Genomic DNA, 15,437 nt, shown 5'->3' on the forward strand with positions numbered 1-15,437 from the left:
CGGCATCGGACCTTCCGGAAGCCCGCTTCCGGCCGGACCCGGCCGCGCATCCGGGACGGACGGGACCCGCGAGCGGTCTGGCGTTTCGTGATAAAGCAGATATTTCTGGAACGTTCTTTCGCTGGAAATGGCGGTGATGCCCCCGGTGGGAGGTTTCGGAAAATGGCGCGGTCCAAAGAATTTACCGGGCGGTAGTTGGGCTATCTTTAACTGCTCGGATATATGGATGACACACGGCGATGGCCCAATACGGGGAGAGCCGCGTCCGCTTTCCGGTGACCACCGGCCGGACGGGACGGCTGAACTCGAATGGAGGGCTCGCATGCGCAAGGAGACGTTCCGCTACACCTTCGACGTGCTGGCGGCGTTCCCCCGGGCTCGGGCGCATGCCCGCGGCTCGGGGTGGATCACCTATCTCGCCGAGCGCGACGGGATGCCGTACATGATCGTCGATTCGAGGATGCTCGCCGACCGCTACGAGGAGGGGGATCCGATCCTCGACAACATGGTCACGGTCATCTCGTTCGAGGACGAGATCGAGCGCGACGACTACCTCGCCGAGCACGAGCGCCGGGCCGAGCGGTACCGCGAGACCGTCAGCTTCTAGTCCTTGCGGGCCATCGCGGCGACCATCTGGGTGTGCAGTTCGTGCTCCAGCGGTCCCGCCGGCCCGTTGGGGCGCCACTCGGTCACATGGCGCACCCCGGGCTCCAGCAGCGTCAACCCGTCGAGGAACCCTGCGACCTCGGCCGCGGAACGGAAGTACGAGCCGCCCAGCCCGGTCTGCAGGATCTTCCGGGCCTCCGCGATCCGCGGGTCGTCGCCGGAATCGTGCAGGTGGGTGAGCACGAAGTGGCTGCCCGGCGCCACGAAGTCGTGCAGCCCGCGGACCACCGCGGCCGGGTCCCGCTCGTCGGGCACGTGATGGACGATCGCGGCGAGGATGATCCCCACCGGGCGATCGAGGTCGATCAACGCGGTCAGCGCCGGATCGTTGAAGATCTTCTCCGGCTCGTACAGATCGCCCTGGATGACCGTGGCCACCCCGACCTCGGTGAGCAGTGCCCTGCCGTGCGCGAGCACGATCGGATCGTTGTCGACATACACGGTGTGCGCCGCCGGGTTGGTCTGGTAAGCGGCCTCGTGCACGTTGCTCGCAGTGGGCAGCCCCGAGCCGATGTCGACGAACTGGTCGATCCCGCCCGCGCCGGCCAGATACCGGACCGCCCGGTCGATCGCGCTGCGGTTGCCGCGGGCCACCACCGGTGCCTCCGGGACGAGCTGCATGACCATGTCGGCGACCTGGCGGTCGGCCGCATAGTTGTCCTTGCCGCCCAGGAAGTAGTCGTAGACGCGGGCGAAGCTCGGCGTCGAGACGTCGATGCCGGCCGGGGCCTGCTCGGGGACCTCGGGGGACATGAGGCTCCTTCGTCGGGGGCTTCGAGATTACGCATTCACCCCTATTCCAGTCAGCACCAGGGTCAAGCATGGCCATATCCGGCTATCGGGGTGTGGAAAACCACACCCCCCGCGTTGCGGGAGACCACCGGAAAGGCGACGGCCCGCTTCATGGTGCGAGAGGAGCCGCCTTTCTAGCGTTTTCCGCATGATCGAGGGCACTGAGACGAGCGGTATCACCGGCTGGGCGATCCACCTGATGGAGCTGATGGGCGCCCCTGGGGCGGGGCTCGCCATCGCGCTGGAGAACCTGTTCCCACCGCTGCCCAGCGAGGTGATCCTGCCGCTGGCCGGCTTCACCGCCGCCCGGGGCGAACTGGACCTGCTCGCGGTGATCGTGTGGACCACGCTGGGCTCGGTGGCCGGCGCCCTGGCGCTGTACGCGGTCGGTGCGCTGGTCGGGCGCGACCGCACCCGGGCGCTGGTCGAACGGCTGCCGCTGGTCAAGGTCGCCGACTTCGACCGCACCGAGGCGTGGTTCGCCCGGCACGGCACCAAGGCGGTGTTCTTCGGCCGGATGATCCCGATCTTCCGCAGCCTGATCTCGATCCCGGCGGGCGTCCAGCGGATGTCGCCGCCGGTGTTCCTGGCCTACACCACCCTGGGCAGCCTGATCTGGAACACGGTGTTCGTGCTCGCGGGCTACCGGCTCGGCGAGCACTGGCACCGGGTGGAGGAGTACGTCGGCGTGTACTCCAAGGGCGTGCTCGCGGCCGTCGCGCTGCTCCTGGTGGTCTTCCTGGCGCAGCGGATCGCCTCCGCCCGCCGCACCCGTGATCGAATATGACCATGAGCCTCCGGGGGAGCGTGCCGCGGACGGCGACGGGCCTGGTGCTCGGCGCCGTGTCCGCGGCGGTGGAACTCGCCTTCCTGGTCCTCACGGCACTGGGGACGGCGTACGCCCTGGTCTTCTCCCGCGGCCGGCGGATGATGCCCCGGGTGACGGTCGCCGGCGCGCGCTGGCTGACCGGACTGGAGCGCCGCCGGCTGGCGGTGTTCCTGGGCGACCGGTCCGCCGAGGAGTACGGCCCACTCCAGGCGCTGGCCTACCTGGTGCTGCGGGTGCCGCTGGGCCTGCTGGGCGGCCTGCTGCTGGTACTGCTGGGATACGGCCTGGCGGTGGCGGTGGCGCTGCCCGTCCTCTGGCTCCGGGGCGAGGCCCCCGAAGGCATCCGGCCGACGCCGTTCATGCTGGCCTATCTGGTGGTCGCCGGGGCGGTGCTGCTCTTCCTCGACCTGGCGGGGCTGGTCGGCGTGGCCGAACTGGAGCGCCGGCTGATGCGGCGTTGCCTGGGACCCAGCCCGCTGGAGGCGTACGAGCGCCGGATCGCGCAGCTGGCGGTGACCCGGGCCGAGGTCATCGAGGCCGTGGACGACGAGCGCCGCCGGATCGAGCGGGACCTGCACGACGGCGTCCAGCAGCGGCTGGTGGCCCTGGCGATGCTGATCGGGCGCGCCCGCCGGGCGGGCGACGCCGACCGGGCTGCGGAACTGCTCCGCCAGGCGCACGAGGAATCCCAGCGGGCGATGGACGACCTGCGCGAGGTGGCCTGGCGGGTCTACCCCGCGACCCTGGACGAGGAGGGCCTGCGGGCGGCGCTGGAGACGGTGGCCGAGCGCTCCGCCGTCCCGGTGGAGATCGACTACTCCCTGGCGGGCCGGCCGCCGCGGGCGGTGGAGACGGCCGCCTACTTCGTCGTCTGCGAGGCGGTGACCAATGCGGCCAAGCACTCGGGCGCCGGGCGGGTGACCGTCCGGGTGGCCCGGCGCGACACAATGATCGTCGTGCGGATCGACGACGACGGCTCGGGCGGCGCGGACCCCTCCGGCGGCGGGCTGGCCGGTCTGGCGCGCCGGGTGGCGGCGCTGGACGGCCGGCTCCTGGTGGACAGCCCGCCGGGCGGCCCCACCGCGATCACCGCGGAGCTGCCGTGCGGGTGATCCTGGCCGAGGACTCGACCCTGCTGCGCGAGGGCCTGGCCCGCCTGCTCGCCGAGGAGGGCCACGAGGTCGTCGCCGCCGTCGGTGACGGCGCCGCCCTGGTCACCGCGGTGGCCCGGGACGTCCCGGACGCGGTCGTCGTGGACGTCCGCATGCCGCCCACCCACACCGACGAGGGGCTGCGCGCCGCGCTGGAGCTGCGCCGCCGCTGGCCCGAGGTGGGCGTGCTGGTGCTGTCGCAGTACGTCGAGCGGCGGTACGCCGCGGAGCTGATCGCCGACGCCACGGGCGGGGTGGGTTACCTGCTCAAGGACCGGGTCGGGCAGGTGGACGAGTTCCTGGACGCGCTGGAGCGGGTCGCCGCCGGCGGGGCGGCCTTCGACCCGGAGGTGGTGCGCCGGCTGGTGGCGCGCGGTACCCGGGCCGACCCGCTGAGCCGGCTCACCGCGCGCGAGCGGGACGTCCTCGACCACATGGCGCAGGGCCGTACCAACGCCTCGATCGCCGAACTGCTGCACGTGTCGCAGAGCGCGGTGGAGAAGCACGTGGCGGCCATCTTCGACAAGCTCGATCTGCCGGCTGCCGCCGGCTACAGCCGCCGTGTGCTGGCGGTTCTCCGCTATCTCGGGGCGTGACATAACCCATTCATGGGCTTCGGTGGCCAAAGTTCTAAATGCCCGTTTTTGGGCATGCTGATCGCTGAATCGGCGCTGGTAGAAGGGGTGGGACCTGCGTGTCGCACGCTAGTGAGTTCGTGGTCGTGGCCAATCGACTTCCGGTGGACCGGGTCACCGGGGAGGACGGGACCGCCTCATGGCGACGCAGCCCGGGTGGACTGGTCACCGCGATCGCCCCGGTGATGCAGCGCCGCAAGGGGGCGTGGATCGGCTGGTCGGGCGCGCCCGGCGAGGAGCTGGAGCCGTTCGAGGAGGACGGTATGTCGCTCGTCGCGGTGCCGCTGTCGGCGGAGGAGGTGGAGCTCTATTACGAGGGCTTCTCCAATGCCACGCTGTGGCCGCTGTACCACGATGTGATCGCGACCCCTATCTACAAGCGCCGGTACTGGGATGCGTATGTGGCGGTGAACCGGCGGTTCGCCGAGGCCGCGGCGGGGGTGGCGGCGCAGGGGGCGATGGTGTGGGTGCAGGATTACCAGTTGCAGTTGGTGCCGGCGATGCTGCGGCAGTTGCGGCCGGATCTGCGGATCGGGTTCTTCCTGCACATCCCGTTTCCCCCGGTGGAGCTGTTTCACCAGTTGCCGTGGCGGCGGCAGATCATCGAGGGGTTGCTGGGGGCGGATCTGGTGGGCTTCCAGCGGCCGGGCGCCGCGGCCAACTTCCTGCGGCTGGCCCGCCGGATCACCGAGAGCGGGCGGGCACAGGGCCCGGTCGTCCAGGTCGGCGACCGGCAGGTCCGGGCCCAGGCGTTCCCGATTTCGGTGGACGTCGGCGAACTGGCCGAGCTGATCGCCCGGCCCGAGGTGCGGGAGCGGTCCGAGGAGATCAGGGCCGACCTGGGCGGTGCGAAGATCCTGCTGGGGGTGGACCGGCTCGACTACACCAAGGGCATCGGCCAGCGCCTGGAGGCGTTCGGTGAGCTGCTGGAAGACGGCGAGCTCAAGCCCGGTGAGGCGGTGTTCGTGCAGATCGCCACGCCCAGTCGGGAGCGGGTCGAGCAGTACCAGCTGCTGCGCGACGAGATCGAGCAGCTGGTCGGGCGGATCAACGGTGAGCACGCCCAGATCGGCGTGCCGCCGGTGCACTACCTGCACAACTCCTACAACCGCGACGAGCTGGCCGCCCTCTACCTGGCCGCGGACGTCATGGTCGTCACCCCGCTGCGCGACGGCATGAACCTGGTGGCCAAGGAGTACGTCGCCTGCCGGGCGGACCTGCACGGGTCACTGGTGCTCAGCGAGTTCGCCGGCGCGGCCGACGAGTTGCGCCGGGCCTTCCAGGTGAACCCCTACGACATCGACGGGCTCAAGCAGACGCTGCTGACCGCGTTGCGCGCCGAGCCCGCCGAGCAGGCGCGGCGGATGCGCTCCATGCGCAGACGGGTGATCGAACACGACGTCGACCGGTGGGCCCGGGAGTTCCTGGAGGCCTTGGAAGGACACTGAAGGACCGCTGAGGGGTGACCAGGAGGTGACCGGCGGTCTGCGGGCAGACCATTACCCCGGTTTAGGTCCAGCTCTACGCTGAGGTGTGCGGCAGGTCGAACGTCGACCAGACGGCCTTCCCGCCGGACGGCAGGGGAGCCCAGCCCCAGGCGGTGCTGAGCGCTTCGACCACCCGCAGCCCCCGGCCGTTCTCGACGTACTGCTCCGGTGTCACGACCTCGGGGACGCGCTCTCCGGGGTCGGTGACGACCACGACCAGGCGGCGCCGGTAGCCCAGCAGCACCAGTTGCACGGGGTGCGACTGCGCGCTCTCGGGCAGACCCCCCAGGCCGTGCCGCAGCGCGTTGGTCACCAGTTCGGAGACCACCACCGAGAGGTCGTCGAACAGGTCGGTGAGGTCCCATTCCGCCAGCGTGTCCCGGGTGAACTCGCGGGCTGCGCGGGGGGAGCCGATCGCCGCCCGCAGCACCCGGCGGGCCGTGCGCGGGTTGCCCGAGGGCGGGGTGGGCCACCCGGCGGCGGGCCGGTCGGCGTGGGCGAGCGTGGTGAGCCACCAGTGACGACTTTCGTCGGTGGGCGAGGCCGCGAGATCGTCTGCCTGGTCAAGAATCATGACGAAAAACCCTGGGGTCAGCGGGTGGCCGTGCGGGGTCACAGGGCACCGAGGGGTGGGTGGGACGGAAGGTAAGGGGCGGTCGGGTGAGCCTTGTATCGGGTGTTCGCTATCTTGCTCCTCATGCCGTGCAGGTGCAAGAGCGTCTGCAAGAACCGATGCACGTGCATTCCGTACAGTGGGTACGGGGTGGGGCACTGGCACGAGGGGACACTGATGTACGACATCGGCCTGCCGGCCAGCCGGATGAGCGAGCTCACCTGGCAAAAGAGCCGACGCAGCAACCCGAGCGGCAACTGCGTGGAGATGGCGGAACTGCCCACCGGCGAGATCGCCGTCCGGAACTCGCGTTACCCGCACGGGCCCGTGATCATCTACACCCGGGCAGAGATCGAGGCCTTCGTGGGCGGGGCCAAGGACGGTGATTTCGACCATCTGATCGCTTGACCTGCCCGGATTACGGACCAAGCGACTATGCAGCGGCCCTGGGCGGGTGGGATACTGACCCGTCCAGCCGTTTCAGGAGTTCCGGTGACCGCTGCAGCGTCGCATGCCCATCACCAGCCCGACCCCCCACGGGGTGGACCGACCGTCCAACGCATCCTGCTCGGCGCCCAGCTGCGCCGGCTGCGCGAGGCGAGCGGCCACAGCCGGGAGGCCGCCGGGTACCGGATCCGCGGATCCGAGTCCAAAATCAGCCGGATGGAGCTGGGCCGGGTCGGCTTCAAAGGCCGCGACGTCGCCGACCTGCTCACCCTCTACGGGGTGCAGGACGAGAACCGGCGGGCGACGCTGCTCTCACTGGCTGAGGAGACCAACACACCCGGCTGGTGGCACCGGTACTCCGACGTGCTGCCGGGCTGGTTCGAGGTGTACGTGGGGCTGGAGGAGGCCGCCTCCCGCATCCGCTGCTACGAGGTGCAGTTCGTTCCCGGCCTGCTCCAGACCGAGGACTACGCGCGGGCCGTGGCGCGGCTGGACCCCGACGTGCGCCCCGACGACGTCGAACAGCGGGTCGGCCTGCGGATGGCTCGCCAGCGCCTCCTCGACCGACCCGACGCCCCGCACCTGTGGGCCGTGGTCGACGAGGCGGTGCTGAGCCGGCCGCTCGGCGGGCGCGAGGTGATGCGGGCCCAGTTGCGGCGGCTGGCCGAGTTCGCCGACCTGCCCGGGGTCACCCTGCAGGTGGTGCCCTTCGAGTGTGGCGGGCACGCGGCGGCCGGCGGCCCCTTCAGCATCCTGCGGTTCGCCGAGCCCGAACTGCCGGACGTCGTCTACCTGGAACAGCTCACCAGCGCCCTCTATCTGGACAAGCCCGACGACATCGAGCGCTACCTCGCGGTGATGGAGCGGCTCTGCCTGGACGCCGAGCCGGTCTCGGCCACCCAGGACGTCATCGCACGCATCCTCAACAGCCTCTGACCACCGGAAACGGACGGACCCCCGGGGTGTTTCCCCGGGGGTCCTCTTCAGGGCGTCACCGTGCGATCAGTGCATCACCATCGGCTGCTCGGCCGGCACCTCGGCCCGCTTGCGCGGCAGCAGCAGCGCGGGCAGGAAGGCGAGCATCAGCAGGGCCAGCGCCCACCAGTAGGTGCTGCCGAACGCCTCCGCGATCGGCGGGGCCACCTGGGCCTGGACCTCCGGGGGGATGTCCTGGGTGGCGGCGCCCAGCCCGCCGCCCTCGCCCGCGCCGCCGGGCAGCCGGTCGGTGAGCTCGTTGGTCAGGATCACGGCCACCGCGGCGGTGCCGATGGAACCGGCCACCTGCTGGATGATGTTCAGCGCGGTGCTGGCCCGGGGCACCTCGTCGTGGGACAGGCTCTGGAAGGCCGCCGACATGGTCGGCATCATGGTCATGCCCATGCCCATGCCCATGACCACCAGCGCGGTCCCCAGCATCCAGTAGGAGCTGTCGGCGGTGACCTGGGTGAAGCCGAACATGCCCACGATCACTAGGAGCAGCCCGCCGAGCACCACCCGGCCGGGGCCGACCCGGTCGGTGAGCTTGCCGCCGATCGGCATGGTGATCATCGCGCCGATGCCCTGGGGGGCGAGCAGCAGGCCCGAGGCGAACGCGGACTCCCCGCGCACGGTCTGGTAGTACAGCGGCATCAGCAGCATGGCGCCGAAGAACGCGCAGCCGAACAGGACCATCGTGCCGGAAGCGGCGGCCACCGAGCGCCGCTTGAACAGCCTGATGTCGATCAGCGGCGCCTTCGCCGTCAGTGCCCGGACCAGGAAGCCGATCACCAGTGCGGCACCGCCCAGGGTGAAGCCCAGCACCTCGGCGGAGTCGAAGGCACCGCGCTCGGCGCCGGTGGCCAGGCCGTAGATCAGGGCGGCCAGGCCGGGCGACAGCAGCAGCAGCCCGAGGAAGTCCAGCCGCTGGGTCGGCTGCGGAGTGTCGCGCTCCAGGATCTTCCAGGCCAGCAGCAGCGCGATCGCGCCGATCGGGACGTTGATGTAGAAGATCCAGCGCCACGAGATGTCGTCGACCAGCCAGCCGCCCAGGATCGGGCCGGTGATCGGGCCGAGCAGCATCGGGATGCCGACCACGCTCATCACCTGGCCGACCCGCTGCGGGCCCGCGGCCTGGGTGAGGATCGTCATGCCGGCCGGCATGATCATGCCGCCGCCGAGGCCCTGGAGCACCCGGAACACGATCAGTGACTCCGCCGACCAGGCGGCGCCCGCCAGCGCGGAGCCGATGACGAACAGCCCGATCGACAGCATGTACAGCCGCTTGGTGCCGAACCGGTCGCACGCCCATCCGGTGATGGGGATCACGGTGGCCAGCGCCAGCGTGTAGCCGGTGGCGACCCACTGGATCGTCGACAGCGGCGCGTTGAAGTCGGCGGACAGGTGCTTGAGGGCGACGTTGACGACGGTGACGTCGAGGATCGACATGACCGCGCCGAGGACGACGACCGCGGCGACGGCGAGCACACCGCGGTCGAGGCCGTCACCGCCTTCGGGTGGGCCGCCTGTGGGGACGGTCACATTGGGGGGAGAGGAGGATTTCAACAGGAGGGTCCGTTCGTCAGTGCCCGGATCTCCGGGCGGTTCAACACGGGAACGAGCGCGTCGGCGAGGGCGGCGCGTTCCGTTTCGGTCAGGGACTCGGCGAACCGCCGCAGGTCCTCGCGATGGGCGAGGGTGAGCCGCTCGACCAGGTCCCGGCCGGCCGGGGTGAGCGTGATTCTTTTCACCCGGCGGTCGGAAGGGTCCTCATGCCGCTCGGCGAGGCCGATGCGGACGAGGGCGTCCGCCGCTCGCCCGGCCGCGGCCACCGACAACCCGATGCCGCCCGCGACCTCGTGCAGCGCCGGGTCGTGCGGGACGGACTCGACGAAGAAGAGCGTGCGGACCTGCGACATGGACAGGTCGAGCTCCATCACCCGCTGGAAGGCGTCGTCGCGCGACGACGCCTTCAGGTAGGTGAACAGGGCGAACAGCCCCTCGGCGAGCCGGTCGGCGGATGAGGATGTTCCTTTCACATACGCAAATATATCTGAGACGCAAGGAACCTCCGCAACGGGTTTTCTGGCCAGGGGGAACCCGTCCGCTCCGAGCACGGAGCAGGACAAAGAGGGGATGCGGGGTCATTCCATGGTAGGTGGCGGGTGTCAGCGCCTGACGCCGACCCCTCCCACGAGCAACCCGGTCGGCGCGCGGTGCGGGCCGTCCGGGCGCCACTCGAGGACGTCGACCAGCCCGGGCTCCAGCACCTCGAAGCCGTCGAAGTACCGGACGAGTTGGTCACGGTTGCGCAGCGTCAGGGGTATACCGAGATACTTGTCGATCCACGCCTGCGGCGACATGCCCGGAGAGTCGAATTCATCGGTCAAGTCGGATAGCACCAGGTAACTACCCGGTGCCAGCGCGTCGCGGAAGGCGGCCACGACCGCCCAGGGATCGTCCTCGTCCCCGACGAGGTGGAGCACCCCGGTCAGCAGCAGGCCGACCGGCTCGCCGAAGTCGAGCAGATCGGCGATCTCGGGATGCTTGACGATCGTCTCGGGCGCGCGGACGTCGGCCTGGACGGCGATCGGCCGGTGCCCCGGCCCCGCCGACATCGCCTGGCGGTGGCTGACCACCATGGGGTCGAGATCGGCGTAGGCCACCGCGGCCTCGGGGGCCGCCTCGCGCACGATGTCGTGGACGTCGCGCCGGGTCGGCATCCCGCAGCCGACGTCCAGGAACTGGCGAACCCCCGCGGCGAGCGGGAGCCGCAGCGCGCGGGCGCGGAAGGCGTGCCCCTCGGGGATCAGGCGCCGGGTCTCCGGCGCCACGTTGACCAGCCGGTGGGCGGCGCGCCGGTCGGCCGCGAAGTTGTCCTTGCCGCCCACCACGTAGTCGCAGACCCGGGCGTTGTTGGGCAGGCGGGTGTCGATCTCCCGTGGCAGTTCATGCGGCTCGCGCACCACGACCTCCTGGGACGAAGCCCACCTTTGCCACCAAATCTAAACCAATGGCCGCCGGCCGGCACACGCCCCGGACGTCACCAGGTGATGACGGCGTGCGCCCTCACCCGCCCAGGCCCAACTCCCGGGCAATGATCATGCGCTGGACCTCGGAGGTGCCCTCACCGATCTCCAGGATCTTGGCGTCCCGGTAGAACCGGCCGACCGGGTACTCGTTCATGAACCCGTAGCCGCCGAAGATCTGGGTGGCGTCCCGCGCGTTGTCCATGGCCGCGTTGGAGGCCACCAGCTTGGCGATCGCGGCCTCCCGCTTGAACGGGCGGCCGGCCAGCATCTTGGCCGCCGCCGCGTAGTAGGCGACCCGGGCGGTGTGCGTGCGGGTCTCCATGTCGGCCACCTTGAACTGGATCGCCTGGTACTGGCCGATCGCCTGGCCGAACGCCTCCCGCTCCCGGACGTAGCGCAGGCACTCGTCGACGCAACCCTGTGCCAGCCCCACCGAGAGCGCGGCGATGGCGATCCGGCCCTCGTCCAGGATCCGCAGGAACTGGGCGTACCCCCGGCCGCGCTCACCGAGCAGGTTGCCGGCCGGCACCCGCACGTCGTCGAAGGACAGCTCGCGGGTGTCGGAGGCCGACCAGCCGACCTTGGAGTACTTGCGGCCGACGGTGAAGCCGGGCGTGCCGTTCGGCACGATGATCGTGGAGATCTCGCGCTCGCCGGTCAGCGCGGTCACGGTCACGAACTCGGTGATGTCGGTACCGGAGTTGGTGATGAACGACTTCGACCCGTTGATCACCCACTGGTCGCCGTCCAGCCGGGCGGTGGTCCGCATGCCGCCGGGGACGTCCGATCCGCCGCCCGGCTCGGTCAGCCCGAACCCGGCCAGCCGCTCGCCGGAGCACAACTCCGGCAACCACCGCCGGCGCTGCTCCTCGGTGCCGAACCGGAAGATCGGCATCGCGCCCAGCGAGACCCCGGCCTCCAGCGTGATCGCCACCGAGGAGTCCACCCGGGCCAACTCCTCCAGGGCGAGGCAGAGGGCGAAGTAGTCGCCGCCCATCCCGCCGTGCTCCTCGGGGAACGGCAGGCCGAACAGGCCCATCCGGCCCATCGCCGCGACGATCTCGTAGGGGAACTCGCCGCGCTCGTAGATGTCGCCGATCACCGGGGCGACCGTCTCGCGGGCGAACCGCTCCACCGTGCGCCGCAGCGTCTCGTGCTCTTCGGGCAGGGAAAAGTCGATCATGGGTTCACTCCTTGGGGGTGATCTCGGCCAGCACGGCGTCCAGGGCCACCCGGTCGCCCGCCCGGACGGGCAGGCGGGCCACCGTCCCGGCGACCGGCGCGGTGACGGTGTGCTCCATCTTCATCGCCTCGACGACGACCAGTGGGCGTCCCTGCGCGACCTCCTCGCCCACCTGCGCGGGGACGGCCAGCACGGTGCCCGGCATCGGGCTGCGCACCACCCCGTCTCCGGCGGCCGTCGCCGCGGCGGCCGCGCCCGGTACGTGCTCGGCCAGCGCCCAGGCGTGCCCGTCCCGGCCCAGCCACACCGTGTCGCCGTCGCGGGCCAGCCCGAACCGCCGGGTGCGCCCGGCGTACATCAGCTCATACGTCAGGTCGTAGGTCAGGTCCGGCTCGCCGGGGGAGCCGGCGGGGCGCAGCGCGGCGGGTACGGGATCGGCGCCGCCGACGGACACTTCGGCGGCGTGCGCCCGGCCGCGGACGTGCACCTCGACCGGGGACCCGCCCGCCGGGGTGATGACCCACGTGGTCCGGGCGGGGCCGCCCAGCCGCCAGCCGTCCGGGATCGCCCACGGGTCGGGGTCACCGGTCTCCAGGGCCAGCATCCGCTCCAGCGCCGCGGCGGCGAGCACCTCGTCCGGCACCTCGCGGGTCACCAGGTCGCCCTGCGCGCGTTCCACCAGCCCGGTGTCCAGCCGCCCGGCGGCCACGTCGGGATGGGCCAGCAGGGCGCGCAGGAACGCCACGTTGGTCGCCAGGCCCAGCAGCCGGTAGCCGGCCAGCGCGCGGTCCAGCCGGGCCAGCGCGGTCGCCCGGTCCGGGCCCCGGGCGATCACCTTGGCGAGCATCGGGTCGTAGGCCCCGCCGATCTCGTCGCCGGCGGCGATCCCGGAGTCGACCCGGATTCCGGGTCCCGCCGGTTCGGCCAGCGCCAGCACCCGCCCACCGGTGGGCAGGAAGCCCCGGGCGGGGTCCTCGGCGTAGATCCGCGCCTCCACCGCGTGGCCGTCCGGCGCGACGTCGTCCTGCGTCATCGGCAGCGGCTCGCCCGCCGCCACCCGCAACTGCAACTCGACCAGATCCCAGGGCAGCAGTTCCTCGGTGACCGGGTGCTCGACCTGGAGCCGGGTGTTCATCTCCATGAAGTAGTAGTCGTCGGGGCGGTCGGCGGAGACGATGTACTCCACCGTGCCCGCGCCCACGTAGCCGACCGCCTTGGCGGCGGCGACCGCGGCCGCGCCCATCCGGGCCCGCCGCGCGGGGTCGAGCAGCGGCGAGGGGGACTCCTCGACGATCTTCTGGTGCCGGCGTTGCAGGCTGCACTCGCGCTCGCCCAGGTGCACCACGGCGCCGTGCGCGTCGGCCATGACCTGGATCTCGATGTGCCGGGGCCGGGGGACGAACCGCTCGACGAGCAGGGTGTCGTCGCCGAAGGCCGCCGCGGCCTCCCGCCGGGCGGAGACGATCGACGCGGCGAGGTCCGCCGCGTCCTCGACCAGCCGCATGCCCTTGCCGCCGCCGCCCGCCGACGGCTTGATCAGGATCGGCAGGCCGACGGCGAGGGCGGCTTCGGTGAGCTCGGCGTCCGACAGGCCCGGCTCGTCGCGGCCGGGCACCACCGGCACCCCGGCCGCCGCCACCGTGTTCTTGGCCCGGATCTTGTCGCCCATCGCCTCGATCACGTCGGCGGGCGGGCCGACGAAGACCAGCCCGGCGTCCGCGCAGGCCCGGGCGAACGCGGCGTTCTCGGCCAGGAACCCGTACCCCGGGTGGATCGCCACGGCCCCGGTCGCCCGGGCGGCCGCGACGATCGCCGCGCCGTCGAGGTAGGACGGGACGCGCACCGCCTCGTCGGCCTCGCGCACGTGCCGGGCCGCCGCGTCGGCGTCCTCATGCACCGCGATCGCACGGACGCCCAGCCGGCGCAACGTGCGGAAGATCCGCACCGCGATCTCGCCGCGGTTGGCCACCAGGACGCTCTCCAGCATCGTCACCCTCACATCCTGAAGACGCCGTAGCCGACCGGCTCCAGCGGCGCGTTCGCGGCGGCCGACAGCGCCAGCCCCAGCATCCGGCGAGTGTCGAGCGGGTCGATCACCCCGTCGTCCCACAGCCGCGCGGTCGCGTAGTAGGGGTTGCCCTGCCGCTCGTACTGCTCGCGGATCGGCGCCTTGAACGCCTCCTCCTCCGCGGCGGGCCAGCCGTCGCCGAGCCGGTCGCGCCGGACCGTGGCCAGCACGGACGCGGCCTGCTCGCCGCCCATCACCGAGATGCGGGCGTTCGGCCACAGCCACAGGAACCGGGGGGAGTACGCCCGGCCGCACATCGCGTAGTTGCCCGCGCCGAACGAGCCGCCGATCACCACGGTGAGCTTCGGCACCCGGGCGCAGGAGACGGCGGTGACCATCTTGGCGCCGTGCTTGGCGATGCCGCCGGCCTCGTACTCGCGGCCGACCATGAACCCGCTGATGTTCTGCAGGAACAGCAGCGGGACCGAGCGGCGGTCGCACAGCTCGATGAAGTGCGCCCCCTTGAGGGCGGACTCGGCGAACAGGATGCCGTTGTTGGCCACGATGCCCACCGGGTGGCCGTGGATCCGGGCGAACCCGGTCACCAGCGTCGGCCCGTACAGCGGCTTGAACTCCTGGAACCGGCTGCCGTCGACCAGCCGGGCGATCACCTCGCGGACGTCGTAGGGCGTGCGCGGGTCGGGCGGGACCACCCCGTACAGCCCGGCCGGGGCCACCACCGGTTCCTCGGGCGGGGCGGTCTCCCACGGCCGGGGCGAGCGCGGGCCCAGCGTGTCCACGATCGACCGGACGATGCGCAGCGCGTGGGCGTCGTCGTCGGCCAGGTGGTCGGTGACCCCGGAGACGCGCGAGTGCAGCTCGCCGCCGCCCAGTTCCTCGGCGGTGACGATCTCGCCGGTGGCGGCTTTCACCAGCGGCGGGCCGCCCAGGAAGATGGTGCCCTGGCCGCGCACGATGACGGCCTCGTCGCTCATCGCCGGGACGTAGGCGCCGCCGGCCGTGCACGAGCCGAGCACCGCGGCGAGCTGCGGGATGCCGCGCGCCGACATGGTCGCCTGGTTGTAGAAGATCCGGCCGAAGTGCTCGCGGTCGGGGAAGACTTCGTCCTGGAGGGGCAGGTAGGCGCCGCCGGAGTCGACGAGGTAGATGCAGGGCAGCCGGTTGTGCAGGGCCACCTCCTGCGCCCGCAGGTGCTTCTTGACCGTCATCGGGTAGTAGGTGCCGCCCTTGACCGTGGCGTCGTTGGCCACGATCACGCATTCGCGGCCGGCCACCCGGCCGACGCCGGTGATGATGCCGGCCCCCGGGGCCTCGTCGCCGTACATGCCGTGCGCGGCCAGCGACGACAGCTCCAGGAACGGCGACCCGGGGTCGAGCAGCCCGGCCACCCGGTCGCGGGGGAGCAGCTTGCCCCGCTCCGCGTGCCGGCGCCGGGCGGCCTCCGGGCCGCCGAGGGCCGCCGCGGCGACCCGGTCGCGCAACTCGGCGGCGAGGGCGCGGTTGTGTTCGGCGTTGCGGTCGAACTCCGCTCCGCCCGGATCGGCCCCGGTGCCCAGGACGACGGTGTCTCCTGACGCAAGGGTCATGACGCTCCTCGC

15 protein-coding genes are annotated in these 15,437 nt (G+C 71.6%); 7 read left to right on the top strand and 8 right to left on the bottom strand.

The window, feature by feature from the left end:
• Window positions 1-322 precede the first annotated feature (322 nt).
• On the top strand, window positions 323-607 hold the full coding sequence (locus tag DPM19_RS00155; RefSeq protein ID WP_111862691.1) for a hypothetical protein: 285 nt from the start codon (window positions 323-325) through the stop codon (window positions 605-607).
• Here DPM19_RS00155 and DPM19_RS00160 read toward each other — a convergent pair.
• Complete coding sequence (locus tag DPM19_RS00160; RefSeq protein WP_111862692.1) at window positions 604-1,419, bottom strand: SAM-dependent methyltransferase; 816 nt, start codon at window positions 1,417-1,419, stop codon at window positions 604-606. The genes DPM19_RS00155 and DPM19_RS00160 overlap by 4 nt on opposite strands.
• A 187-nt stretch (window positions 1,420-1,606) precedes the next feature.
• On the opposite strand from DPM19_RS00160, the gene DPM19_RS00165 reads away from it, so the two are divergent.
• From DPM19_RS00165 to DPM19_RS00180, 4 genes are all read left to right on the top strand, one after another.
• Window positions 1,607-2,245, top strand: coding sequence for a DedA family protein (locus DPM19_RS00165; RefSeq protein WP_233509724.1), 639 nt, complete (start codon window positions 1,607-1,609; stop codon window positions 2,243-2,245).
• 2 nt (window positions 2,246-2,247) lie between these two features.
• Complete coding sequence (locus DPM19_RS00170; RefSeq protein ID WP_111862693.1) at window positions 2,248-3,399, top strand: sensor histidine kinase; 1,152 nt, start codon at window positions 2,248-2,250, stop codon at window positions 3,397-3,399.
• Window positions 3,390-4,034 carry a response regulator gene (locus DPM19_RS00175; protein WP_111862694.1) on the top strand — a complete coding sequence of 215 codons (645 nt, stop codon included), beginning with the start codon at window positions 3,390-3,392 and terminating at the stop codon, window positions 4,032-4,034. The genes DPM19_RS00170 and DPM19_RS00175 overlap by 10 nt, the downstream gene beginning before the upstream one ends.
• Before the next feature lie 98 nt (window positions 4,035-4,132).
• Window positions 4,133-5,521, top strand: coding sequence for an alpha,alpha-trehalose-phosphate synthase (UDP-forming) (locus DPM19_RS00180; RefSeq protein ID WP_111862695.1), 1,389 nt, complete (start codon window positions 4,133-4,135; stop codon window positions 5,519-5,521).
• Between the two features lie 73 nt (window positions 5,522-5,594).
• Here DPM19_RS00180 and DPM19_RS00185 read toward each other — a convergent pair whose 3' ends face one another.
• A complete protein-coding gene (locus tag DPM19_RS00185; RefSeq protein WP_111862696.1) occupies window positions 5,595-6,134 on the bottom strand; it encodes an ATP-binding protein in 540 nt (179 codons plus the stop codon).
• A 216-nt stretch (window positions 6,135-6,350) separates the two neighbouring features.
• On the opposite strand from DPM19_RS00185, the gene DPM19_RS00190 reads away from it, so the two are divergent.
• Window positions 6,351-6,581, top strand: coding sequence for a DUF397 domain-containing protein (locus tag DPM19_RS00190; protein ID WP_111862697.1), 231 nt, complete (start codon window positions 6,351-6,353; stop codon window positions 6,579-6,581).
• Between the two features lie 84 nt (window positions 6,582-6,665).
• Window positions 6,666-7,556 carry a helix-turn-helix domain-containing protein gene (locus DPM19_RS00195; protein WP_233509725.1) on the top strand — a complete coding sequence of 297 codons (891 nt, stop codon included), beginning with the start codon at window positions 6,666-6,668 and terminating at the stop codon, window positions 7,554-7,556.
• Between the two features lie 66 nt (window positions 7,557-7,622).
• Here DPM19_RS00195 and DPM19_RS00200 read toward each other — a convergent pair whose 3' ends face one another.
• From DPM19_RS00200 to DPM19_RS00225, 6 genes are all read right to left on the bottom strand, one after another.
• On the bottom strand, window positions 7,623-9,137 hold the full coding sequence (locus tag DPM19_RS00200; protein WP_233509726.1) for a DHA2 family efflux MFS transporter permease subunit: 1,515 nt from the start codon (window positions 9,135-9,137) through the stop codon (window positions 7,623-7,625).
• 20 nt (window positions 9,138-9,157) lie between these two features.
• Window positions 9,158-9,634: a MarR family winged helix-turn-helix transcriptional regulator gene (locus tag DPM19_RS00205; RefSeq protein WP_111862700.1), complete on the bottom strand. Its 477-nt coding sequence runs from the start codon at window positions 9,632-9,634 to the stop codon at window positions 9,158-9,160.
• Between the two features lie 129 nt (window positions 9,635-9,763).
• Window positions 9,764-10,561, bottom strand: a complete 798-nt coding sequence (locus tag DPM19_RS00210; RefSeq protein ID WP_158566659.1) for an SAM-dependent methyltransferase — start codon at window positions 10,559-10,561, stop codon at window positions 9,764-9,766.
• 103 nt (window positions 10,562-10,664) lie between these two features.
• Window positions 10,665-11,810, bottom strand: coding sequence for an acyl-CoA dehydrogenase family protein (locus tag DPM19_RS00215; RefSeq protein WP_111862702.1), 1,146 nt, complete (start codon window positions 11,808-11,810; stop codon window positions 10,665-10,667).
• A 4-nt stretch (window positions 11,811-11,814) separates the two neighbouring features.
• Complete coding sequence (locus tag DPM19_RS00220; protein ID WP_111863309.1) at window positions 11,815-13,797, bottom strand: acetyl/propionyl/methylcrotonyl-CoA carboxylase subunit alpha; 1,983 nt, start codon at window positions 13,795-13,797, stop codon at window positions 11,815-11,817.
• An 8-nt stretch (window positions 13,798-13,805) separates the two neighbouring features.
• The gene (locus DPM19_RS00225) at window positions 13,806-15,425 is read right to left on the bottom strand and encodes a carboxyl transferase domain-containing protein (protein ID WP_111862703.1); all 1,620 of its coding nucleotides are present in this window, start codon (window positions 15,423-15,425) and stop codon (window positions 13,806-13,808) included.
• Between the last annotated feature and the right edge of the window lie 12 nt (window positions 15,426-15,437).

The organism is Actinomadura craniellae (assembly GCF_003289645.1).
Classification (GTDB): domain Bacteria; phylum Actinomycetota; class Actinomycetes; order Streptosporangiales; family Streptosporangiaceae; genus Actinomadura_D; species Actinomadura_D craniellae.

Excerpts from the sequence above, each read along its gene's own strand:
- DPM19_RS00155 (WP_111862691.1), top strand. The coding sequence starts at position 323 with ATGCGCAAGGAGACGTTCCGCTACACCTTCGACGTGCTGGCGGCGTTC.
- DPM19_RS00160 (WP_111862692.1), bottom strand. The coding sequence starts at position 1,419 with ATGTCCCCCGAGGTCCCCGAGCAGGCCCCGGCCGGCATCGACGTCTCG.
- DPM19_RS00165 (WP_233509724.1), top strand. The coding sequence starts at position 1,607 with ATGATCGAGGGCACTGAGACGAGCGGTATCACCGGCTGGGCGATCCAC.
- DPM19_RS00170 (WP_111862693.1), top strand. The coding sequence starts at position 2,248 with ATGAGCCTCCGGGGGAGCGTGCCGCGGACGGCGACGGGCCTGGTGCTC.
- DPM19_RS00185 (WP_111862696.1), bottom strand. The coding sequence starts at position 6,134 with ATGATTCTTGACCAGGCAGACGATCTCGCGGCCTCGCCCACCGACGAA.
- DPM19_RS00190 (WP_111862697.1), top strand. The coding sequence starts at position 6,351 with ATGTACGACATCGGCCTGCCGGCCAGCCGGATGAGCGAGCTCACCTGG.
- DPM19_RS00215 (WP_111862702.1), bottom strand. The coding sequence starts at position 11,810 with ATGATCGACTTTTCCCTGCCCGAAGAGCACGAGACGCTGCGGCGCACG.
- DPM19_RS00220 (WP_111863309.1), bottom strand. The coding sequence starts at position 13,797 with ATGCTGGAGAGCGTCCTGGTGGCCAACCGCGGCGAGATCGCGGTGCGG.
- DPM19_RS00225 (WP_111862703.1), bottom strand. The coding sequence starts at position 15,425 with ATGACCCTTGCGTCAGGAGACACCGTCGTCCTGGGCACCGGGGCCGAT.